Consider the following 24,132-nt stretch of genomic DNA (forward strand, 5'->3'; position numbering starts at 1 on the left):
CGTGGGGGCGGGCGCCGGGACGCTCGGCGGCTCCTCCGGCGGAGGGCTTGCGGGGCATGTCTCCCCCCGCACCCGCTCGACGAGGACCGGCGGCTTCCCTGACGCGGACGCCCGGGCCGGTCTGCCTCCGACGGGCGGGCGACGCGATGCCTCTCCCCGGACGGAACCGAGCGCGCTGGTTCCCGACCGCCCACCGGCCGACGCGCCGCTGCGCCCCGCTCCACCTCGCCCGGTGAGGACGCACCGCCGGGGTGCGGCCGCAGGGACCGCCCCGCGCAGGAAGGTCCGGGCCGGACCCGGCCCCGTACGGTGACCGCCGTCACCGGGTCGCGGCGGACCGCGACCCGGTGAGCCGTGACACGGTGGCCCGCGATGCTGAAAGCTGTGAAAGAACTCGGGAAAACACCCTTCCCGACCCGACCCACCGCAACGCGCGCTTCGTCACTCACTCGGGTGACATACGCCAACTGGGCTGGATTTTCCATGCATTGCCGGGCATATGCTCACCTCGACCCCAACAGACAATGAGACGGCCCCCGCCGGGACTGGCATCCCGGGCGAGGGCCTGACCACCGAGGAAGTTAGGCCCTTCCCGATGGATACCCAGCAGGTTATCGCGCCGCCGCGCGCCCGGTCCGCCGAAACGGGCGTGATCCACAGCAACGTCCGGCACACCGCGGGCTTCACCGTCATCGGCAACCACCTCGCCCAGCACCGCGGCCTCTCGCTCGTCGCTGTGGGGCTGGCCGCGCACATCCAGTCGCTGCCCGCCGGAGCGAGGATCGGCATCAAGCGCCTCGCCGAACGCTTCCCCGAGAGCGAGACGCGCATCGCCTCCGCCCTACGGGAGCTGGAGGCGGCCGGTTACCTCCACCGCAGCCGGGTACGGCTCGCCGACGGGCGCATCGTGCCCCGCACGGTCTCCTACAACCGGCCGGGCGCGCCCGCCCCTTCCGCCGGGCCCGACAAGCCCGGCAGGTCCGAGAGCCCCGGCAGGCCCGCCGAGCCGACCAGGCTCAGCAGGCCCGAGCGCCCCGGCAGGTCCGAGAGGCCCAGCAGGCCCGAGAGCCCCAGTAGCCCCGCCGAGCCCACCAGCCCCAGCAAGCCCGACAAGCCCAGCGGGCCCGCGACACCGACCAGGCCCGTCGGCCCTCCCGCCCCTGGCGTCACGGCCGGACCCGCCCCGGAGCAGCCGACGCCCCCGCCACCTCGGCCGGACCGGGGCCATGTCCCGCCCCCTACGGCCCGTACGGCAGTGCCCGTACCGCTGCCGCAGCCGCGGGGGACCACTCCGGAGTTCCGGCGGACGGCCTCCGCGCTGCTCGCCGATCTGCGGCGTCACACGCCCCAGCTGGTGCTCTCGGAGGCGGACGTCCGTGCTCTCGTACCGGGCGTCGTCGCCTGGCTCGAACGCGATGCCCACCCGGACACCGTCCGGCATGCCCTCACCGCCGACCTCCCCGTCCCGCTCCGGCACCCCGCCAAGCTCCTCCGGCACCGCATCACGGCGCTCCTGCCACCCCCGCTCCCCGGTGCCCCGGACCTCGCGCGGCCCGCGCGCCCCGGCGTGACCGTCATCCCGCTCCAGAACTGTGACCGCTGCGACCGCGCCTTCCGCTCGCGGCACCCCGGCCACTGCCGCGACTGCCGCACGGGCCTGCCCGCAGCCGTCTGAGCCCGGACCGGAACCCGTGGCCGGGCGCGCCGCACCGCTCGCCGCGTCACCGTGGACGGCCCGGCCGGGGAAGGGGCCGGTGTGCGGGGCAGGCGGAACCGGGTAACGTTTTTCTCATGGTCCTCCAGAGGCAGATCGACGAGTGAGGGCACGACGGGCCCCCGCCGACCCCGCTCGACGCCGCCGCCCGTCCCTCCGCCGACGCATCCGCAGACCTCTTCACACCGTTACCGGGAGAACCCGTGACCGACAGCAAGAACATCAACAACCCCGTGGGCCAGGGCGGCGGCCAGCGCAAGAAGCTGTCCCGCGCCGAACGGCAGAACAACGGTCCGCACCGCAACCTCGACCGCAGGAACGCGGCCGACCGGAAGGCGGAGCTGGTACGCAAGATGCGCGAGAAGGCAGGCGCGGGGGGCGAGCAGGCGGACGACGACACCGCACAGAGCTGACGCACCGCCGCCGAAGGGCGGCACCGCACGGGGCAGGGCCCGGACCGCGACGCGCGGTTCGGGCCCTGCCGCCGTATCGAGGAGCCAGGGGTGTTGACGGAACCGCTCCAGCGGGTAGGCACCCACCTCGACGTCCTGGGCGCGGAAGCGTCCCGGGGGTAGCCGTCGGCGCCTCCGTCCCCGCGAGGCGGCCGCCCGCGCGGCCCCGGGGGGATGAGGGGTGGACCGGTCCGCACAGGAGGGGCCCGACGTCGGCCCGGGATGGGCCGGCGGGGAAGCGACGTCCGGACCCCTCCGTGGCGTGACCGGCCCGGTCGGCCGGGCGCGTGGGGTCCGGTGTACCGGCCCCCCGGCCGGCCGGGCCGGAGTCGGGATGAACTTAACAGGCCCGCAATATCTTGCGTAAGTCCTTGCAGGAAGAAATCTCCAGGATTTCGAGGATGTGAGCGGGATGTGATCGCGTCGTGTCCAGGGGGTTGACCAGGGCAGGTCAGGCTCGTACGGTCTGCTGCGCACAGGGTTTTGCATCCTTGCTGCAAGAACCTTCATGAGCCTTGAGGGCACGGCGCGTTGCCATGTGAGGCTGCTCCGCCATCCCCGCACTTCCCCCACCGCAGGAGGAACGTCATGGCACGCAGGCCCTTGTCCGGCGCGCTCGCCCTCACCCTGGGCGCCGCCGTGCTCGCCGTCCCCGCCGGGCTCGGCGCCGCCGGCCCGGCCCAGGCCGCACCGCCCGGAGAGAAGGACGTCACCGCGGTGATGTTCGAGTGGAAGTTCGCCTCCGTGGCCAAGGCGTGCACGGACAGCCTCGGCCCCGCCGGTTACGGCTTCGTCCAGGTCTCGCCGCCCCAGGAACACATCCAGGGCAGCCAGTGGTGGACCTCGTACCAGCCCGTCAGCTACAAGATCGCCGGGCGCCTCGGCGACCGTACGGCCTTCGCGAACATGGTCAGCACCTGCCACGGCGCAGGGGTCAAGGTCATCGCCGACTCCGTGATCAACCACATGTCGGCCGGGTCGGGCACCGGTACGGGCGGCTCCTCGTACACCAAGTACGACTACCCGGGCGTCTACTCGGTCAACGACATGAACGACTGCCAGTCGCCGATCAACAACTACGGCGACCGGGCCAACGTCCAGAACTGCGAGCTGGTCGGCCTCGCCGACCTGGACACCGGCGAGGAGTACGTACGCGGCCGGATAGCCGGCTACCTCAACGACCTGCTGTCCCTCGGCGTCGACGGCTTCCGCATCGACGCGGCCAAGCACATGCCGGCCACCGACCTCGCGAACATCAAGTCCCGGCTCAGCAACCCCGGCGTGTACTGGAAGCACGAGGCGATCTACGGGGCGGGCGAGGCCGTCTCGCCCTCCGAGTACCTCGGCAGCGGCGACGTCCAGGAGTTCCGCTACGCCCGCAGCCTCAAGCAGGTCTTCAACAACGAGAACCTCGCCTACCTCAAGAACTTCGGTGAGGGCTGGGGCTTCATGGAGTCGGGGAAGTCCGCCGTCTTCGTCGACAACCACGACACCGAGCGCGGCGGCGACACCCTCAACTACAAGGACGGCGCGAACTACACCCTGGCGAGCGTCTTCATGCTGGCCTACCCCTACGGCTCCCCGGACGTCCACTCCGGCTACGAGTGGTCCGACAAGGACGCCGGCCCGCCCAACGGCGGCCAGGTGAACGCCTGCTACAGCGACGGGTGGAAGTGCCAGCACGCCTGGCGCGAGATCTCCTCCATGGTCGGCTTCCGCAACGCCGCGCGCGGCCAGGCCGTCTCCAACTGGTGGGACAACGGCGGCGACCAGATCGCCTTCGGCCGGGGCTCCAAGGCGTACGTCGCCATCAACCACGAGGGCTCCTCGCTGAGCCGCACGTTCCAGACGTCGCTGCCCGCCGGTGACTACTGCGACGTCCAGTCCGGCAAGGGCGTCACCGTCAACGGCTCCGGACAGTTCACCGCCACCCTCGGCGCGAACACCGCGGTCGCCCTGCACGTCAACGCCCGCACCTGCGCCGGCGGCGGCACGACCCCCGACCCCGGCACCGGTCAGTCCGGAGCCTCCTTCGGCGTCAACGCCACCACCCAGCCCGGCCAGAACATCTACGTCACCGGCAACCAGGCCGCGCTCGGCACCTGGGCACCCGGCAGCGCCCTGAAGCTCGACCCGGCCGCCTACCCCGTCTGGAAGCTCGACGTGGCCCTGCCCGCGGGCACCGCGTTCGAGTACAAGTACCTGCGCAAGGACGCGAGCGGCAACGTCACCTGGGAGAGCGGCGCCAACCGCACCGCCACCGTCCCGTCCTCCGGAAAGGTCACGCTGACCGCCGACACCTGGCGCAGCTGAACCCCGCGCACCGGCGGGCCGGGGACGCGAGGTGAGCGCCCCCGGCCCGCACGGCCGCCGCACCGCCCGATCCCCGAAAGCCGAGGAGTACCCGCCCGTGTCCCGAACCACCCTCCGGCGGGGGGCCGTCGCCGCACTGTGCGCGGCGCTGCTCCCCGTCGTGCCGGCGGCCTCCGCGTCCGCCGCGCCCAGACCGCCGTCCCCTCCCTCGGACGCGAAACTGGCCAAGGAGCCGGCCAGGCACGACCTGACCCGCGAGCAGTTCTACTTCGTGCTGCCCGACCGGTTCGCCAACGGCGACACCTCCAACGACCGCGGCGGGCTGACCGGTTCGCGGCTGGAGACCGGCTACGACCCCACGGACAAGGGCTTCTACCAGGGCGGTGACCTCAAGGGCCTCACCCAGCGCCTCGACTACATCAAGGGGCTCGGCACCACCGCGATCTGGCTCGCCCCGATCTTCAAGAACCGGCCCGTCCAGGGCACGGGCGACAACGCCTCGGCCGGCTACCACGGCTACTGGATCACCGACTTCACCCAGGTCGACCCGCACTTCGGGACCAACGCCGACCTCACGAAGCTGATCGACAAGGCCCACGGCAAGGGCATGAAGGTCTTCTTCGACGTCATCACCAACCACACCGCCGACACCGTCGACTACGCCGAGAAGAAGTACGGCTACAAGCCCAAGGGCGCCTTCCCCTACCTCGACAAGGACGGCCGCCCCTTCGACGACACCGAGGGCATGGCCCCGGTGGACGCCGGATCCTTCCCGTACACCCCGGTGAACACCGGCAAGAAGGTCCCGGCCTGGCTCAACGACACCACGATGTACCACAACCGGGGCGACTCGACCTACGCGGGTGAATCCACCGAGTACGGCGACTTCTCCGGGCTCGACGACCTGTGGACCGAGCGGCCCGAGGTCGTCTCCGGCATGGAGAAGATCTACGAGAAGTGGGTCCGCGACTTCGACATCGACGGCTTCCGCATCGACACCGTCAAGCACGTCGACCTCGACTTCTGGACGCAGTGGGCGACCGCCCTCGACGACTACGCGGCGAAGCGCGGCCGCGACGACTTCTTCATGTTCGGCGAGGTCTACTCCGCCGACACCGCGATCACCTCGCCCTACGTGACGCGGGGCAGGCTCGACGCGACGCTCGACTTCCCCTTCCAGGAAGCGGCCCGGCAGTACGCCTCCCAGGGCGCCCCGGCCTCGAAGCTCGCCGCCGTCTACGGTGACGACTACCGCTACACCACCGACAAGGCCAACGCCTACGAGCAGGTGACCTTCCTCGGCAACCACGACATGGGCCGCATCGGCACCTTCCTCAAGCAGGACAACCCGGACGCCGGCGACGCCGAACTCCTGAACCGCGCCCGCCTCGCCAACGAACTGATGTTCCTCGGCCGCGGCAACCCGGTGATCTACTACGGCGACGAGCAGGGCTACACCGGAGCCGGCGGCGACAAGGACGCCCGCCAGACGCTCTTCGCCTCGAAGACCGCCGACTACCTCGACGACGACCAGCTGGGCACCGACCGCACGCACGCCTCCGACGCGTTCGACACCGGCCACCCGCTCTACCGCTCCATAGCGGCCCTGTCGAAGCTCACCCGCGAGCACCCGGCCCTGCGCGACGGAACCCAGACCGAGCGCTACGCGAAGGACTCCGTATACGCCTTCTCGCGCACCGGCACCGAGCGCCCGTACGAGTACGTCGTCGCCTCGAACAACTCCGCCGAGGCGAGGACGGTGCGGCTCCCCACCGAATCGGCCGGCATGGACTTCCGTACGCTGTACGGCGGTTCCGCAACGGTACGCAGCGCCGCGGACCGGAGCGTCAGGATCACGGTGCCCGCGCTGTCCAGCGTCGTCCTGCGCGCCGACAAGCCGCTCGGCACCCCCGCCACCAAGCCCTCCGTCACGCTGGAGGCCCCGGCGGCCGGAGCCACCGGCACCGTCGAGCTCACCGCCGGCGTGGACGGCGGCGGCCTGAACCGGGTCGTGTTCGCCGCCCAGACCGGCAACGGGCCGTGGGTCACGCTCGGCTCCGCCGACCACGCCCCGTACAAGGTCACCCAGCACCTGGACGACTCGGTGAAGGCCGGGACCGCGCTGCGCTACAAGGCCGTGGCCGTCGACCGGGCCGGACGCACCGCGAGCGCCCTCGCCTCGACGACCGCCGGCCAGGCCCCGCCCGCCCCGAAGCCCGTCGCCGTCCAACGCGACCAGGCGATCGTCCACTACAAGCGCGCCGACGGCGACTACGAGGGCTGGCAGCTGAAGTCCGGCGACGCGAGTGCCGACTTCATCGGCCGGGACGCCTACGGCGCCTTCGCCTGGATCGACCTTGCCGAGGGAGCCTCCTCCGTCCCGTACACGGTCGAGAGGAACGGCACCGCCGACGGCCCCGAGCGCACCGTCGACCTCGCCAGGACCGGCCAGGTCTGGATCGAGCAGGGCAAGGACGGGCAGACCGACGAGGCCCCCGAGGCCCCACCCCAGGACACCTCCAAGGCCGTCCTGCACTACCACCGCGCCGACGGAGACTACGACGGCTGGGGCCTGCACACCTGGACCGGTGCCGCCGCCCCCACGGACTGGGCCAAGCCGCTCCAGCCCGTGCGGACCGACGCCTACGGCGCCACCTTCGAGGTCCCCCTCACCGACGGCGCCACCTCACTCAGCTACATCCTCCACAAGGGCGACGAGAAGGACCTCCCGAGCGACCAGTCCCTGGACATCGCCTCCTACGGGCACGAGGTCTGGATGCTCGGCGGCAGGCCCGGCTACCTGCTGCCGCAGGCCGGCGGCGTGCCCACGCCCGACCTCACCAAGGCCGAGGCCCAGTGGATCGACGCGGACACCGTCGTCTGGAAGGTGAAGGCCACCGACGCCACCAGCCAGCAGCTCGTGTACGCGAAGAAGGGCGGCATCTCCGTCGTCGACGGCGCCCTCTCCGACGAGGGGCAGTGGCTGCGGCTCGGCGCCACGGAACTCACCGCCGCGCAGAAGGCCAAGTACCCCCACCTCGCGGGCCATCCGGCGTTCACCATCGACACCCGCGACCGTGCCCGCGTCCGCGAGTCCCTCCGGGGCCAGCTGATCGCCACCCAGCGCGCCGCCAACGGGGCCCTGCTCGCCGCGACCGGCGTACAGACCGCGGGCGTGCTCGACGAGCTGTACGGGAAGGCCGCGAGCGGCGCCGAACTCGGTCCCGTCTTCCGCAAGGGCGTCCCCGCCCTCTCCGTCTGGGCGCCCACCGCCCGCACCGTCGCGCTCGAACTCGACGGGAAGACCGTCCCGATGCGGCGCGACGACCGCACCGGCGTCTGGTCGGTCACCGGCAAGAAGTCCTGGACGGGCAAGCCCTACCGCTACGCCGTCCAGGTCTGGGCCCCCACCGTCCGGAAACTGGTCACCAACAAGGTCACCGACCCCTATTCCACCGCGCTGACCGCCGACTCCGCCCGCAGCCTCGTCGTCGACCTCGACGATCCGGAGCTCGCGCCGCGCGGCTGGTCCACGCTGAGGAAGCCCGCCGCCGTCCCGCTGCGCGACGCGCAGATCCAGGAGCTGCACGTCCGCGACTTCTCGGTCACGGACCCCACGTCGAAGCACCCCGGCGAGTACCTCGCCTTCACCGACACCCGCTCCGACGGCATGAAGCACCTCAAGGAGCTCGCCGACTCCGGGACCAGCTACGTCCACCTGCTGCCCGTCTTCGACATCGGGACCATCCCGGAGAAGAAGTCCGACCAGCGGAAGCCCGCCTGTGACCTGTCCGTCCTCGCCCCCGACTCCGAGGAGCAGCAGGCCTGCGTCATGAAGGCCGCCGCGAAGGACGGCTTCAACTGGGGCTACGACCCGCTCCACTACACCGTCCCCGAAGGCTCCTACGCCTCCGACCCCGACGGCACGAAGCGCACCACCGAGTTCCGGCAGATGGTCCAGGGCCTCAACGGCGCCGGGCTGCGCACCGTCATGGACGTCGTCTACAACCACACCGTCGCCTCCGGCCAGGACGACAAGTCCGTCCTCGACCGGATCGTCCCCGGCTACTACCAGCGGCTCCTGGAGGACGGCACCGTCGCCACCTCGACCTGCTGCGCCAACACCGCGCCCGAGAACACCATGATGGGCAAGCTCGTCGTGGACTCGGTCGTCACCTGGGCCAGGGAGTACAAGGTCGACGGCTTCCGCTTCGACCTGATGGGGCACCACCCCAAGGCCAACATCCTCGCGGTCCGCAAGGCCCTCGACGAGCTGACCGTCGCCAGGGACGGCGTCGACGGCAAGAAGATCATCCTGTACGGCGAGGGCTGGAACTTCGGCGAGATCGCCGACGACGCCCGCTTCGTCCAGGCCACCCAGAAGAACATGGCCGGCACCGGCATCGCCACCTTCTCCGACCGGGCCCGCGACGCCGTGCGCGGCGGCAGCCCCTTCGACGAGGACCCCGGCGTCCAGGGCTTCGCCTCCGGCCTCTACACCGACCCCAACACCTCGGCGGCCAACGGCACCGAGGCCGAACAGAAGGCCCGGCTGCTCCACTACCAGGACCTGATCAAGGTCGGCCTCACCGGCAACCTCGCCGACTACACCTTCACCGACACCCGGGGCCGCACGGTCAAGGGTTCGGACGTCGACTACAACGGGGCCCCCGCCGGATACGCGGCCGCGCCCGGTGACGCGCTCGCCTACGCCGACGCCCACGACAACGAAACCCTCTACGACGCCCTCGCCTTCAAGCTCCCGGCGGACACCACACCGGCCGACCGGGCCCGCATGCAGGTCGTGGCGATGGCGACCGCCGCGCTCTCCCAGGGACCGGCGCTCTCCCAGGCCGGAACGGACCTGCTCCGCTCCAAGTCGCTGGACCGCAACTCCTACGACAGCGGCGACTGGTTCAACGCGCTGCACTGGGACTGCCGCAAGGGCAACGGCTTCGGCCGGGGACTGCCGCCGGCCGCCGACAACGAGGACAAGTGGTCCTACGGCAGGCCGCTGCTGGCCTCCGCCGCGCTCAGCCCCGGATGTGCGCAGATCACCGCGACCTCCACCGCCTACCAGGACCTGCTGACGATCCGCACCACCGAGAAGGACTTCGGCCTCGCCACCACCGCGCAGGTCCAGGACACCCTGTCCTTCCCGCTCTCCGGCACGGGGGAGACCCCCGGGGTCATCACGATGCGCCTGGGCAAGCTGGTCGTCGTCCTGAACGCCACCCCGCAGACCCGGAGCCAGGCCGTCCCCGGAACGGCCGGGAAGGCGTACGCCCTGCACCCCGTCCAGGCGTCGGGAGCGGACGCCACCGTCAGGAAGTCCTCGTACGACGCGAAGAAGGGCTTCACCGTGCCGGGACGCACGGTCGCCGTGTTCGCCGCGCGCTGACACCAGCGGTCCCACCGGCCGGTCCCCGGCCCCCGGCCCCCGAGGCCCGGGGCCGGGGACCGGCCGGTCCGCGTCGCGGGTGAGTCACTTGTGCGGGCGGCGCGGCCAGGCGAAGCTGAACGCGTACACGTGCGTGCACGTCGTACACGTACCCGGACCGCACCCAGGAGCACCTGATGCCGCAGATCACCGTCGACTACTCCGCCGAGCTCGACGACAGCTTCGACCGCCGCGGCTTCGCGCTGGCCCTGCACCCCCTCGTCGCCGGGACCGTGTCCACGTCGATCCCCGCCTGCAAGACCCGGTTCATCCGGGCCGAGGACGCCGTCGTCGGTGACGCGGCCTCCGGCGACCCGGTCGTGAACGTCTCGATCGCGATGCTGCCCGGCCGGACCCCCGAGACCAAGGCACGGCTTACGGAAGCCGTTCTGGAGCTGCTGACCGGGCACATCCGGCCCGTCGAGGGACTCACCGTCCACGCCTCGGCAGAAGTACGCGACCTGGACGCGTCCTACCGCAAGGGCTGAGGCAGCCGCTGCCGCGGAACGGCCGGTGCGGCGGGCGCCAGGACATCGAGCCGGGCGAGCAGTTCGCCGAACGGGCCGTCCGCGGGCTCCTGGGAGAAGACCCGCAGCATGACGCCCGCCATCTCCTGGTCGTACGCCGCGGCCACCGCCCCCAGCGCCGCGAAGTCGTGCACCAGCTGCAACTCCAGCTCGGCACGCGGGACGCGCTGCCCGTCGAGCCAGAGCAGCGCCGTCGACTCGGCCAGCGACACCCAGGAACGGACGACGAGCTCCAGCCGGGCGGGCGGCGAGGGGACCCCCAGATGCGCGACGATCTGCTCGTACGCCGCCTGGCGCACCCCGTCGACCAGGGCGTTGGCCGTGGAGGAACCCCCGGCGGGACCGCCCCGCATCAGCGCGGCGAACCCCGGTCCGTGTTCCTCGACGAAGTCGAAGAACCGGTGCATCACCCGGATCAGCCGGGCACTCAGGGGCCCCTCGCGGGCCTCCAGGAAGCGGCCCGAGAGCTCGTCGGCGGCCCGCCCCAGCGCCGCCTCGTACAGGCTGCGCTTCCCGGGGAAGTAGTGGTAGACGAGCGGACGCGAGATGCCGGCCGCCGCCGCGATCTCGTCGATCGACACCTCGTCGGGCGAGCGGTGGCTGAACAGCTCCAGAGCCACGGCGATCAACTGGGCCCTGCGCTCGTCGACGCCCATCCTGCGCCGCACCCCGGTCGTCATGGTCAACAGCCTAACGGGGCACCCCGGATGGCCCTCCGCCGCACTCCCACCAGCCGGTTTCCCGGCGGTCCGCCGCCCACGCACCCCGCCCCGGGTCAGTGCAGCGAGCCCGCCCGGCCGCCGTCCGCCAGCAGCCCGGCCAGCCGGGGACGGACGCCCTCCGCCGCGGGCAGCGTCAGCAGCCGCCCCTCGGCCCGGCCCTCCACACCCCCGGTCGCCGTCAGGGAAGCGAACTGCCGTGAACCGGCCGCCAGTACGTACCACCGGCCGCCGTCCGACCGCCACAGCACACCCGCCAGCACCCGCGGCCGGCGTATCCCGCAGTCCGGCGAGTCCTCGGCGCGGGCCGCCACCGCCCCCGGGGCCCCCTCCCCGCCCGACAGCTCGGGCGGCGCCTGGAACTGCGCCAGCACCCTGCTGCCCGTACCCCGCCAGGTGTCCGCCCTGGTGCACAGCCACAGCGCGTCCCCCGCACCCTCGGGCAGCCGCTGCTTCGCGTACGGCCACGAGTTCACCGACCGGACACCGCTGGACCGCACCGAGGGCAGCAGACACGCCGTGCGCGCCCAGCTCTCCCGCTCCGCCCGGCCCGCCACGTCGTGCGGAGCGGACGGCGCCCCGGAGGTCAGGCGCACCGGCGTGAGCTCACCCAGGTCCGTCATCAGGCGCGCCGCACCGCCCTCACGCAGCTCCAGGGCCTGCCAGGAACGGCAGTCCGACCGGCCCCCCGCCGCCTGTGGCGCCGTCAGCGGGTCCGTCACCCCGTTGCGGTCACGCGGCAGCGGCCTGACCGGCCCGCGCGGCGCCAGCAGGTCCCGTACGCCGGCCCACCGCACCCAGGGCGCCGTGAGGTAGCGGACCCGGCCGTCGTGGCGCCGCGCCACCAGCGCGCCCGACCCCGCCGTGTCCGCCCCGTCGACCCGGGCGAAGTCCAGCGCGGCGCCCCCGGACGGATCGGCGTTGCGCGGCTCGGCGTAGCGCACGACCCGCAGGCCGTCGTGGAACAGCACCACGGCCGCCGCGCCGACCTCGCCCGCGTACAGCAGCTGAGGCGGCCCCATCGGCGGGCCGTCGGGCGTCCCGGGCGTCGCCGAGGAGACCACGGCGGGGCCGGGTCGCGCCCACACGGCGAGGGCGCGGCGCAGCAGACGGGTGTCGGCGGTCCGGTCGCCGCGCGTGGGCCAGACGCTGAAGTCCCGCCGCGTGGAGCTCCGCCAGAGCCCGTCGGGCACCCGGCGCAACGCGGCCGGGTCCAGGGCCCGCTCCGCGGTGCGGTGGCGGGAGTAGAGGGGCGCGGAGCCGGGGTCCGGGCCGCCGAGACCGTCCCCCGGCATCAGCAGCAGCGTCCCGCAGACCAGCAGCGCCCCGGCGCCGGCCAGGAGCGTACGCCCGCGCCGCCGGCGACGGACCGGATCGGCCGGTCTGACCTGGAGCGAGCACGGGTCGAACTCCGGGGAGGCCAGCAGGCCGTGGGGCGCGGTGAGCGAGTCCGCCTCCAGCAGCGCCGCCCGGGGCTCCGCGACGCCCGCCGCTTCGAGGACCCGGCACACCTCGGCGTCGTCGAGCCCTTCGAGCCCGCGCAGGACGTGCGCGGCCCGGCAGGGTCCCGACACCTCGGACAGGGCCTGGTCCAGGGCCAGTTCGTCCGCCCCGCAGGAATGCGGGAACAGCCGGAGCCCCCACACCTGCGGCACCAGCGGCGGGAACTGCGCCCGGCGCGGCAGGGCGGGACGCAGCACCGGCAGCTCCGCCTGGATCGCGGACCGCAGCACCCGCAGCCGCACGGAGGCGTACACCTCACCGGGATCGGCGCCCCGCCCACGGGCCAGGGCCCGCTGCGCCAGCCAGTGGGCCGTCAGCACCCGGCGGTTACGTCCGAGGGACGGCGCCAGCACGAGATACGCGATCCGCGCCAGCCGCGCGTAGTGCTCGGCGGCCTCGGCCTCGGCCCGCTCCCCGGCGGCCCGTTCCGCGTACGGGAGGCCGGCGGACGGCGGTACTGCTCGCAGAGGGGGCATGTTCAGCTGAACGAGCGAATGGTGCGATGGTCACTCCGGCGCACGCTCCGGGGCGGGTCGTCCGGCCTCCCGCGCCCGCCCGGAGCACCGGGTCCCGGGGCCGGGCGGAGCGGCCGGCGGCCCCGCCCGTCCGGCCCCCCGTCAGCCCCGGTCGAGGTAGGCGAGGACCGCGAGGACGCGGCGGTTGTCGTCGTCCGAGACGGGCAGGCCGAGCTTGCCGAAGATGTTCGAGGTGTGCTTGGCCACCGCCCGCTCCGTGACCACCAGCTGCGAGGCGATCGCCCCGTTCGAGCGGCCCTGTGCCACCAGCCCCATGACCTCACGCTCCCGGGGCGTCAGGGTCCCCATCGGTTCGTCCACCGAACGCCTCGACAGCAGCTGCGAGATGACCTGCGGATCCATCGCCGTGCCCCCCGCGGCGACCCGGCGGACCGCGTCGACGAACTGGTCGGCGTCGAACACCCGGTCCTTCAGCAGGTAGCCGATGCCGCCGTTGCCGTCGGCCAGCAGCTCCCGCGCGTACAACTGCTCCACGTGCTGCGACAGCACCAGCACCGGCAGTCCGGGCCGGTCCCGGCGGGCGGTCAGCGCGCACTGCAGGCCCTCGTCCGTGTGGGACGGCGGGAGCCGGACGTCGACGACGGCGACGTCCGGCCGCAACTCGGCCAGGGCCGTGGCCAGTTCGGGCCCGGTCTCGACCGCCGCCGCGATCTCGAAGCCGTAGGCCTCCAGCAGGCGCACCAGGCCGTCGCGGAGCAGGAAGAGATCTTCGGCTAGGACAACGCGCAAGGGATCTCCATGGTCACCATGGTGGGGCCGCCCGCGGGACTGCTGACGGCGAGTACGCCGTCGAATGTACCCAGCCGGCGTTCGATCCCGCTCAGCCCCGAGCCCGTTCCGATCGCCGCACCGCCCTTGCCGTCGTCCGTGACGGAGATCCGCAGCATCCCCCCGGTGTGGTGCACGTCCACCCATATGCGGTTCGCGCCCGCGTGCTTCACCGCGTTCGTCAGGGCCTCGCCGACCGCGAAGTACGCCGCCGACTCGACCGGTGCCCCGGCCCGTCCGGCCAGCTCCACGGTCACCTCCGAGGCGACCGGCAGCCGCAGCGCCAGCGCCCTCACCGCGTCGCCCAGCCCGCGCTCGGCGAGCACCGGCGGATGGATGCCGCGCACGAGGTCACGCAGCTCCGTCAGCGCCTCGGCGGAGGACGCGCGCGCCATCGCCAGGAGCTTCTTCGCCTGCGCCGGGTCCTTCTCGACGAGCGCCTCGATGGTGCCGAGGTTCATGCCCATCGCGACCAGCCGGGCCTGCGCCCCGTCGTGCAGGTCCCGCTCGATGCGCCGCAGTTCGGACGCCGCCGTGTCCACGGCCTCGTGCCGGGTCTCGGTCAGCCGGTCGATGCGCTGGGCGAGCTCCCCGGGGGCGGGCGCCAGGGAGGACCGGGCGAGCACGAAGTGGGCCCGCAGCAGGGGCTTGCCCGCCCACAGGCCGACGAGGAGGATCACGGCGCCGAGCGCCGCCGCGGCCAGCCCCGTCAGCTGGCTGCTGACCGGCACGAATCCGTACCAGTACGGGCTGTCCTCGAACACCCTCCACAGCCCCGCCGCCAGGACGAGCCCCTCCAGCGGGTAGAGCAGCAGGGCGAAGGTGAGGACCAGCAGCACGTAGCCCGCCGTCATGTCGGTCAGCAGCCACCGCAGGTCCCGCCAGGTCGCCGGGTCCTTCAGTATCAGCGTCGTGCGCTCGACCTGCCCCGTGAAACCGGTGCGCAGATCCTTCGGGAACGGCCGGTAGGGCACCGGGATGCTGATGTCCGACCAGGCCGCCGCGAGCAGCCGGCGCCGGTCGGCGTGCCGGCGCACCACGTCCGTCAGCCACGGCGTGGTGAACAGACCCACGCCCAGCGGGATGAAGGCCAGGGACAGGACGGACAGGACGAAGAGGGTGACCGAGCCCACGAGGCTCACGAAGGAGAGGCCGAACGCCCGCCGGCCGGCCAGCAGCCCGGTCCTCACCCGGCTCCGTGCGGATCGCATCATGGTCTCTCCCCTCGCCGGGCTCCCCGCCGGATCCCGTCCGGCCCCAGTCTCACCCGTCCGCCGGGCCCGCCGTCAGCCGTTCCGCCACCCGACGGGGGGTGTACCTGGCACCACCCCCGTGACGCGGGAAGGCCCCGGGATCCGTCCCGGGGCCTTCCCGCGCACGGGGTGCGGTCAGGGCGCGTACTTGTAGCCCACGCGCCGCACGGTCTGGATCGACCTGCGGTGCTCGGCACCCAGCTTGCGGCGCAGCCGGGCCACGTGCACGTCGACGGTGCGGCCGTCACCCACGTGCCCGTACCCCCAGACCGTCGTCACCAGCTGATCGCGGGTGTGCACCCGGTGCGGGTGCGCCACCAGGTGTGCCAGCAGTTCGAACTCGAGGTAGGTCAGGTCGAGCGTGACACCGTCCACGGCCGCGGTACGCCGGGTGGAGTCGATGCGCACGGGACCGCCCGCCGGGGCGCCGGCCGGAGGCTCCGGCACGAACTCCCGGTGCTGGGCGGAGGCCACGGCCCCGGCCAGGGCCGGCTGCTGGTCGGCGGGGACGAGCACCAGGTAGCCGACCATGGGCGGCCGGCCCGGCAGGGCGGGCAGCGTGTGCTGGGGCGCGGGCAGCCAGGTGGCGCCCGGCGGCAGGAAGCCGGCCACGTCCGCGAGCTCGACGACCTCGTCACGGTCGACGGCACGCAGCCGGTGGCGGTTGGGGGAGAGGGTGTTGCGGGCGGTGGTGGTGGCCGCAGCGGACACCGCGGTCGCCGCGGTGGCGGCGGACGCGGGGGAGAAGGTACGGGTGTTCGCCATGAGGGTCAGCTCTTTCGCGCGAGGAGTCGTCGAGGACGTACGTCGTGCGCGCGGGCCGAAGGCCGGGATGAGGCGGCTTTAGAGGGCCTGCGCGTTCCACGCGCGGCAACACACCCGGTCGAAGTCATGGTGCTGACGGGAGGGCCAGAACGGCTCGAGGTCGCTGCGACCCGACGCGGTGTACTGGAAGCTGGCCATGTCCCCATTGAAGCAGAGATCCGGGCCGCGCAGCAGGGTTCTCTCACCCGTCGGAACGGACCGCCGTGTCAGGTTCCTCACGGTCCCCTCCCGTACCCGCCGGATCCGGCCGTTCCCGCGTGCTCCGGCCACGGCGGCGGTCGGGCACGCCGAAGGGGCGCCCGCGAGCGGACGCCCCCTCGGACCCGGCCGGTGACGGATCAGGCCTGGCCGGCCTTCTCCAGCGCGGTGCAGCAGGTGTCGACGATCAGCCGCGTGACGACGTACGGGTCGACGTTGGCGTTCGGGCGGCGGTCCTCGATGTAGCCCTTGCGGTCCTGCTCGACCTGCCACGGGATGCGGACCGAGGCGCCGCGGTCGGAGACGCCGTAGCTGTACTCGTTCCACGGGGCGGTCTCGTGCAGACCGGTCAGCCGGTCGTCGATGCCCGCGCCGTAGTGCTTGACGTGGTCCATCGGCTTCGAGCCCTCACCGAGCGACTCGGCGGCGGTGATGATCGCGTCGTAGCCCTCGCGCATCGCCCTGGTAGAGAAGTTGGTGTGCGCGCCCGCGCCGTTCCAGTCGCCCTTGACCGGCTTCGGGTCCAGGGTCGCGGAGACGTCGAAGTCCTCGGCGGTGCGGTAGAGCAGCCAGCGGGCGACCCAGAGGTGGTCGGAGACCTCCAGCGGCGAAACCGGGCCGACCTGGAACTCCCACTGGCCGGGCATGACCTCGGCGTTGATGCCGGAGATGGCCAGGCCCGCCCTGAGGCAGTTGTCGAGGTGCTTCTCGACGATCTCGCGGCCGAAGATCTCGTCGGAGCCCACACCGCAGTAGTAGCCGCCCTGCGCGGCGGGGAAGCCGCCCTCGGGGAAGCCGAGCGGACGGTGCCCGTCGAAGAAGGTGTACTCCTGCTCGATGCCGAAGACCGGCTCCTGGCCCGCGAACTGCTCGGCGACCGGACGCAGCGCGGCGCGGGTGTTCGACTCGTGCGGAGTCATGTCGATGTGGAAGACCTCGCACAGGACGAGCACGTCGTCGCCGCCGCGGATCGGGTCGGGGCACGAGAAGACCGGCTTGAGGACCCGGTCGGAGGCGTGGCCCTCGGCCTGGTTGGTGCTCGAACCGTCGAAGCCCCAGATGGGCAGATCCGCCACGTCCTGCGTGGGGCTGCCGGCCATGATCTTCGTCTTCGAGCGAAGCTTCGCGGTCGGCTCGGTGCCGTCGATCCAGATGTACTCAGCCTTGAAGGTCACGGACGCCATCCTTTGCGGGTGCTGCGGTCTATGGTGCGCAGCTTCGCAAGACGCGATTTCCCGGCCGTTGCCCGTGTGTGAACCCCGTGTTTCCTGGGTTTCCCGGCTGTTCCGGACGCCGGACCGCCGCCCGGCAGCGTCTCGGACTCCGGTGCGCCGGACGGCGGTCCGCGCCGCGGGCCCGGTCCGGGCAGACTGGCGGCATGACCACACACTCCGACGCCGCCCGGCCGCTGCGGATCGGCCTCGCCGGGGCGGGCCCCTGGGCACGCCTGACCCACGCCCCCGCGCTCGCCGCCCACCCCCGGGCCGTACTCAGCGGCGTATGGGCCCGCCGGCCCGAGGCGGCGGACGCGCTCGCCGCCGGTCACGGCACCGCGTCGTACACGGGCGACGCGGGCTTCGACGAACTCCTCGCCGTGAGCGACGCCGTGGCCTTCGCCGTGCCGCCGGACGTCCAGGCGCCGCTGGCCGTACGCGCCGCCGACGCCGGATGCCACCTCCTGCTGGACAAGCCGGTCGCCACCACGGTGGCGGGCGCGCGGGAGACCGCCGACGCCGCCGCGCGGGCCCGGGTCGCCTCCGTGGTCTTCTGCACCCTGCGCTTCGCCCCGGGAACGGCCGGGTGGATCGCCGAACAGGCCGCGGCGGGCGGCTGGTTCACCGCGCGGGCCTCGTGGATCGGCGCGCTGTTCGCCCCCGGGGCGAGCAGTGAGTTCGCCTCCCCGTGGCGCCGCGAGAAGGGAGGCCTGTGGGACGTCGGCCCGCACGCGCTCTCGGTCCTGATCCCGGTCCTGGGCGACGTGACGGAGGTGGTCGCCGCCAGCGGTCCGGCCGACACCACGCACCTGCTGCTGCGCCACACCTCCGGGGCGTCGAGCACGGTGACCCTCGCCCTGGACGCTCCGCCGGGAGCCGCCGGCACCGAGGTCGAGTTCCGGGGCGAGCACGGGGTGACCGCCCTGCCCCCGGGAGGCGGCGACGCGGCCGCCGCGTTCCGGGCGGCCGTGGACGCGCTCGCCGAGTCCGCGCGTACGGGCGTGGCCCACCCCTGCGACGTGCGCTTCGGGCTGCGGCTCACCGAGATCCTCGCGCGGGCCGGGGACCTCGGCGCCCGAGCGCGTCCCTGACCGCCTCGTCGGTCCGCGCCACCACCGCCGAGCCGTCCGCTGGATCAGCTTCGGGTGGTCCGCCTGCGCCGGGATCCACCGCTCGCGCGCGGCGGCGTCCTTCTGCCGGTCCTCGGTCCCCAGCTCCCGGGCGTCCGCCTCCTGGGTCCGCGTGATGTCCCACGGCTCCAGCCGAGGCGGCCCGGAACCGCCCGGATCCCGTCGGCGGACGGCACGTCCTCCCGACAGCGGCGAACGGTGCATCCGGCGCCCTCGGCGTCGAGCCGACCCACCGCGCCACGGCACTGGGAACGGGCGGGACCGATCCGGATCCCCCCTGGGGCCGAGGGGGCGGGAGGGATCCCCGAAATAGCCTCTGGCCAGGGGCGATTGTCAGTGGGGGGCCGTAGGATGGAGGGAGTTCGTGAGGGTTCCACCACCGTGCCAGGAGGTTGCCGATGGCCGTCGCCACAGTCACGACCGAGCCGCTCCACAAGCCGCTGCGGAGGAAGCCGCTCCCCGCGGGCCGCCCCCGTGAGTGGTACGTCTCCCACAACCGCCGTCTGAAGGCCATGCGCCTGGCGATCGCCCTGCTCGACACCGGGGTGTACCAGCCGTCGACCGCCGACAACACCCGCATACGCGCGACGGCCGACCGCCTCGCCATCCACCCGCCGTCCGACACCACCTGCCGCATGGTCCGCGCCCTGATCCGCTACGGCCGCTGATCCGACCGCCTGTGCGCCGGCAGGACCCGGCGCACAGGCGGCGGTTGCCCGGCCGGGCGGACCGGGCGACAATGCACGCCATGTCGCTCGCCGATCTGACCCTCGCCCGCTGGCGCGGCCTCGACCCGGCCGCCGCCAGGCGCCACGCGGAGGAGGCCGCGCGCCGGGTCGGCGGCCGGCTCGTCCGGCTGGACACCTCCGCCCGTCCCGACCCCGTCCGGCACCGGGCCGTCATCGAGCGGGCCGGACAGCGGTACGCCCTGATACCCGGCGGTGAGGTGGCTGTCGGGTACGACGTGGACGCCTGGCGGCCGTCCCCCGGGACGCTCGCCTCCTACCGCGAGGAGAGCCTCGCCGCGGGCTACGGCTTCGAGACGGACCCGCGCGCCGAGCTCGCGCGGGTGATGACCCCGCCGCGCACGGTCGCCCTGCCCGCCGTGCTGATGGCCCTGGAGCCCGGCAAGCTTCCCGAACCCCCGTCGCTGGTGGCGGCGTCGTACGCCGAGGACGGCCTGCGGCTGCCCCGACCGGACGAATGGGAGCACGCCTGCGGAGCCGGCGCCGGCACGCTGTTCCGCTGGGGCGACGACGTCCCGGAGGACACGGCCCCCTACGGCGGCGGCACGGGCCCGCACCAGCTGCCGAACCCCTTCGGGCTGCGCATCGCCTCCGACGTCTACGACAGTGCCGAGATGACGGCGGACCCCGGTTCCGTATACGGCGGCGACGGGGGAGCGGCGGTCTGCGGCGGCTACGGCACGCTGCTCGCATGGCTGCCCCTCGCCACCGCCAACCGCAATCCGGGAACGGCGGAGCTGCTCCACGGCCCCGAGGGGGAGGGCCTGTTCGAGGAGTTCAACGCACGCGCCGTCATCGATCTCGACTGACCGCTCCCGGGCGCGGTCCGGACACGGCGCGAAAGAGCCCCCGGCCACGGACCGTGAGAGCCGGAAGTGCGGCGTGTCACAGACAATGCGTCAGGGCTGTGGGAACTTCAACTCTGTTACTCACCAGTTGAGTTGACCCGGCCTGACGAACCGGTTCAGTTACCGACGCGCGTGGAGAGGGTCGAATGAGCACTCTGCAAGCCATCACGCTCGACCAGGTGGTCGACACGGACCGCTACCCCCTGTCCGACCCCGGAGGCGCCGCGGCCCGCGCCGTGGTGGAACGGGCCGGACGCGAACTGGCCGAGGTGGGCTGCACCGTACTGCCCGACTTCATCCGGCCCGCGCTGCACGAGGTCCTGCGCCAGGAGTGCGCGGCCCTCGCCCCGGACGCCTACTTCGACGTCGAGACCGTCAACGTCTACAACATCGACGTGGACGCGGACCTGCCCGAGGACCACCCCGGCCGCCGCACCTTCGAGCGCGGCAACGCGTTCGTGGCCCGCGACCGCATCCCCGCCGGCTCCCTCATCGGCCGGCTCTACGCGCACGCCTCGTTCCAGCGCTTCGTCGCCGACTGCTTCGCCCTGCCACGCCTGTACGAACTCGCCGACCCGCTCTCCGGGCTCGTGCTCAACGTCGTACGGCCGGGCATGGAGCACCCCTGGCACTTCGACACCAACGAGTACACGGTCAGCATGCTGACGCAGGAGGCCGAGGAGGGCGGCTCCTTCGAGTACTGCCCGAACATCCGGTCCGCCGAGGACGAGCGCTTCGACGACGTACGGGACGTCCTGGACGGCCGGGGCACCCCGAAGCCGGAGCGCCTGCCGCTGCGGCCGGGCGACCTGCAACTCTTCAAGGGCCGCTACTCGCTGCACCGGGTCAGCCCCGTCCGCGGCGGCCTCGCCCGCCACAGCGCGATCTTCGCCTACAGCGAGCGCCCCGGCGTCATCGGGAGCGTGGCACGCACCCGGCAGCTCTTCGGCCGCGTACTGCCCGAGCACCGGGCCGCGGAAGGACGGGCCGTCAGGGGGGACCGGCTGCTGGACTAGGGCTCTTCCGCACGGTCCCGGCACTGCCACGCGCACCACCGAGGAGAAGCCCCTTGCGTCTCGACGCGTCCGGAAAAGTCTCGCTGGACCACATCTACACCGCGCCCGACCCGCGCACCTACTTCCAGGTGCTGCGCCCGCTCGGCTACCGCGTACCCCAGCTGGCCAAGCCCTACTTCGACAAGCTCATCAAGGAGTACCGGGAGACGGAACGGGTGGCCGTCCCCCACGTGCTGGACATCGGCTGCTCGTACGGGATCAACGCGGCCCTGCTCAAGTACGACGCCACGATGGACGAGCTGTACGCGCGCTACGACGGCAGCGGCCCATCGACCCGCGCCGGGCTGCTGGAGCGCGACCGCGACCTCGCCCGCTCCCGGCGCCCCGCGCAGCCCCTCCGCTTCACCGGCCTGGACGCGTCCACCAGCGCCCTGGCCTACGCCCACGAGGCGGGGTTCCTCGACGACACCGTGCACGCCGACCTGGAGACGGACGACCCCACCCCCGCCCAGCGGGACCGGCTCGCCGGGACCGACCTGGTGATCTCGACCGGCTGCATCGGCTACGTCACCGAACGCACCCTCACCCGAGTCGTCCGCGCGCAGGACGGCCGTCTGCCCTGGATGGCCCACTTCGTGCTGCGGATGTTCCCCTTCGAACCGGTCGGGGCCGCCCTCGACGACCTGGGCTACCGCACGGTCCGGGCCGGGGAGCTCTTCCGACAGCGCCGGTTCGCGGGCCCGCAGGAACAACGCGGCGTCCTGGACAGCCTGGCCGCGGCCGGCGTGGACGCGACCGGGCTGGAGGAGGACGGCTGGCTCTACGCTCAGCTCCACCTCTCCAGGCCGCGGCAGCGGTAGCACACTCCATCCCCACTCACCGAGAAGAGAGCCGCATTGAACGTCAGTCAGGAAGCAGCAGCCGACGCGACCTTCGCCCGTGAGGGCGGCCTCCCGCGCGTGCCGCTGCCCACCCTCGAAGCGAGCTGCGAGCGGTTCCTCGCCTGGTGCTCCCCGCTGCTGACGCCCGCCGAGCGGGCCGCGACGGAAGCCGAGGTCACCGCCTTCCTGCGGCCCGACGGCCCCGGCCGGGCCCTGCACGCCGCGCTGGAGGAGTACGACGCGACGGAAGGGGTGCACAGCTGGCTCGACACCTTCTGGCCCTACCGCTACCTCGGCCGCCGGGACCGGATCGCGCTCAACGCCAACTTCTTCTTCCTGTTCAAGGACACCGGCCAGGGACAGCTCGACCGGGCGGCGGGGCTCGTCGCGGGCGCCCTGCACTACAAGCGGCGGCTCGACGAGGGGCTGATCGCGCCGGTCGAGCAGCGCGGCGTCCCGCAGTCGATGGTGCAGAACGCCTACCTCTTCTCCACGACCCGCATCCCCGGGGTGCCGCTGGACACCGTCCGCGCCCCGTACAGCGAGCAGGCCCCCGGACCGTCCACGGCCCGGCACATCGTGGTCTTCTTCCGGGGCACCATGTTCCGGCTGGACGTGCTCGGCCCCGACGGAGCCCCGCACACCCTCGACGAGATCGAGGCCGGGCTCCGCGCCGTCACCAAGGCCGACGTCCACACGGCCCACGAGGACAGGGCCGGCCACCTCACCACCATGGCGCGGGCCGAATGGGCGGCCACCCGCACCGCCCTCCTCGACGCGGACCCCGCCAACGCCCGGACGCTGGACGACATCGAGACGGCCCTCTTCTGCGTCTGCCTGGAGGACTTCGCGCCCCAGGACACCCAGGCCACCTGCGACGAGCTCCTCCACGGCGACCGCGGCAACCGCTGGTTCGACAAGGCCGTCTCCTTCGTCGTCTACGCCGACGGCCGGGCCGGCATCAACGTCGAGCACTGCGAGCTGGACGGGACGACCATCCTCAGCTTCACCGACGCCCTGCTGGGCACCCCGCCCGACGAACACTCCCGCGGCTCCGGGGCACGCCCCCAGGGCGAACCCGTGCCCGTCCCGTTGACCTTCGCGCTGGACGCCTCCCTGCGGGCGCGGGTGCGCTCGGCGGCCGAGGCGTTCACCGCGTACGGGGACGACACCGCCACCCGCACCGTGTCGTTCGGGGACTTCGGCAGCACGGCGGCCAAGGCCCTGGGAACGTCCCCGGACGCCTTCGTCCAGATGGCGTACCAGCTGGCCCACCAGCGGGCCAAGGGCCACCTGGGAGCGACGTACGAGTCGATCGCCACCCGGCAGTACCGCCACGGCCGCACCGAGGCGATGCGCGTCGTCACCCCCGCTACGGCGGTGTTCGTGGCGGCGATGGACGATCCCGGCGCCGACCGCGAGACCCGCCGCGCCGCCTTCCGGGCCGCCGCGGGCGCCCATGTGGCCCGCGCGCGGGAATGCCAGGCCGGAGAGGCCCCCGAGCAGCACCTCTGGGAGCTGGAACTGATCCAGCGCCGCCGCGGCGCCGAGCTCGGTGTGGACGAACAGCCCGCCCTGTACCGCTCCCCGGGCTGGGTCACCCTGCGCGACGACTACCTCAGCACCAGCTCGGCCCCGTCGGAGAACATCCAGTACTTCGGCTTCGGTTCCACGAGCAGCCGCTGCATCGGCATCGCCTACGTCCTGCTGCCGGACCGCTTCAACCTCTACCTGAGCACCCCCCGCACGGTGGCCGGGCAGATGCACGCCTTCGCGGAACACCTCCGCGACGCGATCACCGAACTGCGTGACCTGCTGGCCGACTGACCCGGCGGCCCGACGCTGCCCGGCGCGCGCGGCGGAGCGGAGGCGCGCGGCGGGCACCTGCCCGTGGCCGTCATCGAGTCACGGGCGTGGGCCGACTCCCGGTGGCGCCCGCCGTCCCCCGGGACACGCCGAAGGGCCGCCGCCCCGCGGAACCGGGCGGGGGGCCGTCGGCGGGGCGGGGTGCGGGTGTCCCCGAGAGGTGGGAGGTCAGGCCGGACAAGT

The 24,132-nt window shown here is 73.1% G+C and carries 17 protein-coding genes and 1 pseudogene; 11 read left to right on the plus strand and 7 right to left on the minus strand.

All coding sequences use genetic code 11. The features are described from left to right. The first annotated feature begins 595 nt into the window (after positions 1-595). The 5 genes from ACFVS9_RS26655 (at position 596) to ACFVS9_RS26675 (ending at position 10,407) form a co-directional block, all read left to right on the plus strand. Positions 596-1,675 carry a helix-turn-helix domain-containing protein gene (locus ACFVS9_RS26655; RefSeq protein WP_389936122.1) on the plus strand — a complete coding sequence of 360 codons (1,080 nt, stop codon included), beginning with the start codon at positions 596-598 and terminating at the stop codon, positions 1,673-1,675. Positions 1,676-1,917: 242 nt separating this feature from the next. Beyond that, entirely contained in the window at positions 1,918-2,127 is a 210-nt protein-coding gene (locus tag ACFVS9_RS26660; protein WP_383118829.1) for a DUF6243 family protein, read from the plus strand. A gap of 627 nt (positions 2,128-2,754) precedes the next feature. Beyond that, complete coding sequence (locus tag ACFVS9_RS26665; protein ID WP_383118656.1) at positions 2,755-4,479, plus strand: carbohydrate-binding module family 20 domain-containing protein; 1,725 nt, start codon at positions 2,755-2,757, stop codon at positions 4,477-4,479. A 97-nt stretch (positions 4,480-4,576) separates the two neighbouring features. Next, entirely contained in the window at positions 4,577-9,880 is a 5,304-nt protein-coding gene (gene pulA / locus ACFVS9_RS26670; RefSeq protein WP_389936125.1) for a pullulanase-type alpha-1,6-glucosidase, read from the plus strand. Between the two features lie 176 nt (positions 9,881-10,056). Beyond that, positions 10,057-10,407: a 5-carboxymethyl-2-hydroxymuconate Delta-isomerase gene (locus tag ACFVS9_RS26675; RefSeq protein WP_383118658.1), complete on the plus strand. Its 351-nt coding sequence runs from the start codon at positions 10,057-10,059 to the stop codon at positions 10,405-10,407. On the opposite strand, the gene ACFVS9_RS26680 is transcribed toward ACFVS9_RS26675, so the two are convergent. From ACFVS9_RS26680 to glnII, 6 genes are all read right to left on the minus strand, one after another. Then, the gene (locus ACFVS9_RS26680; RefSeq protein WP_383118659.1) at positions 10,392-11,126 is read right to left on the minus strand and encodes a TetR/AcrR family transcriptional regulator; all 735 of its coding nucleotides are present in this window, start codon (positions 11,124-11,126) and stop codon (positions 10,392-10,394) included. The two genes, ACFVS9_RS26675 and ACFVS9_RS26680, sit on opposite strands and share 16 nt — an antisense overlap. Before the next feature lie 95 nt (positions 11,127-11,221). Beyond that, positions 11,222-13,144, minus strand: coding sequence for a hypothetical protein (locus tag ACFVS9_RS26685; RefSeq protein WP_389936130.1), 1,923 nt, complete (start codon positions 13,142-13,144; stop codon positions 11,222-11,224). Between the two features lie 141 nt (positions 13,145-13,285). Next, positions 13,286-13,933, minus strand: coding sequence for a LuxR C-terminal-related transcriptional regulator (locus ACFVS9_RS26690; RefSeq protein WP_383118661.1), 648 nt, complete (start codon positions 13,931-13,933; stop codon positions 13,286-13,288). Further along, the gene (locus ACFVS9_RS26695) at positions 13,918-15,183 is read right to left on the minus strand and encodes a sensor domain-containing protein (RefSeq protein WP_389936151.1); all 1,266 of its coding nucleotides are present in this window, start codon (positions 15,181-15,183) and stop codon (positions 13,918-13,920) included. The genes ACFVS9_RS26690 and ACFVS9_RS26695 overlap by 16 nt, the downstream gene beginning before the upstream one ends. Positions 15,184-15,360: 177 nt before the next feature. Then, complete coding sequence (locus ACFVS9_RS26700; RefSeq protein WP_389936133.1) at positions 15,361-15,990, minus strand: winged helix-turn-helix domain-containing protein; 630 nt, start codon at positions 15,988-15,990, stop codon at positions 15,361-15,363. Between the two features lie 398 nt (positions 15,991-16,388). Continuing rightward, positions 16,389-17,423 (minus strand): glutamine synthetase, encoded by a 1,035-nt coding sequence (glnII, locus tag ACFVS9_RS26705; RefSeq protein ID WP_383118749.1) that lies wholly within the window; start codon positions 17,421-17,423, stop codon positions 16,389-16,391. 203 nt (positions 17,424-17,626) lie between these two features. Between glnII and ACFVS9_RS26710 the strand changes: the two genes are divergently transcribed. Next, positions 17,627-18,553, plus strand: a complete 927-nt coding sequence (locus ACFVS9_RS26710; RefSeq protein ID WP_389936136.1) for a Gfo/Idh/MocA family protein — start codon at positions 17,627-17,629, stop codon at positions 18,551-18,553. On the opposite strand, the pseudogene ACFVS9_RS26715 reads toward ACFVS9_RS26710, so the two are convergent. After that, positions 18,501-18,864, minus strand: a pseudogene (locus tag ACFVS9_RS26715) (arsenate reductase family protein). The gene ACFVS9_RS26710 and the pseudogene ACFVS9_RS26715 sit on opposite strands and share 53 nt — an antisense overlap. 126 nt (positions 18,865-18,990) lie before the next feature. On the opposite strand from ACFVS9_RS26715, the gene ACFVS9_RS26720 reads away from it, so the two are divergent. The 5 genes from ACFVS9_RS26720 (at position 18,991) to ACFVS9_RS26740 (ending at position 23,910) form a co-directional block, all read left to right on the plus strand. Beyond that, the gene (locus ACFVS9_RS26720) at positions 18,991-19,260 is read left to right on the plus strand and encodes a hypothetical protein (RefSeq protein ID WP_383118751.1); all 270 of its coding nucleotides are present in this window, start codon (positions 18,991-18,993) and stop codon (positions 19,258-19,260) included. Positions 19,261-19,340: 80 nt separating this feature from the next. After that, entirely contained in the window at positions 19,341-20,147 is an 807-nt protein-coding gene (locus ACFVS9_RS26725) for a hypothetical protein (RefSeq protein WP_389936139.1), read from the plus strand. Positions 20,148-20,332: 185 nt separating this feature from the next. Further along, positions 20,333-21,202: an arpA protein gene (locus ACFVS9_RS26730; protein ID WP_383118753.1), complete on the plus strand. Its 870-nt coding sequence runs from the start codon at positions 20,333-20,335 to the stop codon at positions 21,200-21,202. Positions 21,203-21,255: 53 nt separating this feature from the next. Beyond that, complete coding sequence (locus tag ACFVS9_RS26735) at positions 21,256-22,062, plus strand: class I SAM-dependent methyltransferase (protein ID WP_383118754.1); 807 nt, start codon at positions 21,256-21,258, stop codon at positions 22,060-22,062. 36 nt (positions 22,063-22,098) lie between these two features. After that, complete coding sequence (locus tag ACFVS9_RS26740; protein WP_389936143.1) at positions 22,099-23,910, plus strand: choline/carnitine O-acyltransferase; 1,812 nt, start codon at positions 22,099-22,101, stop codon at positions 23,908-23,910. Positions 23,911-24,132 lie beyond the last annotated feature (222 nt).

This window comes from Streptomyces sp. NPDC058008 (assembly GCF_042886395.1).
Taxonomy (GTDB): domain Bacteria; phylum Actinomycetota; class Actinomycetes; order Streptomycetales; family Streptomycetaceae; genus Streptomyces.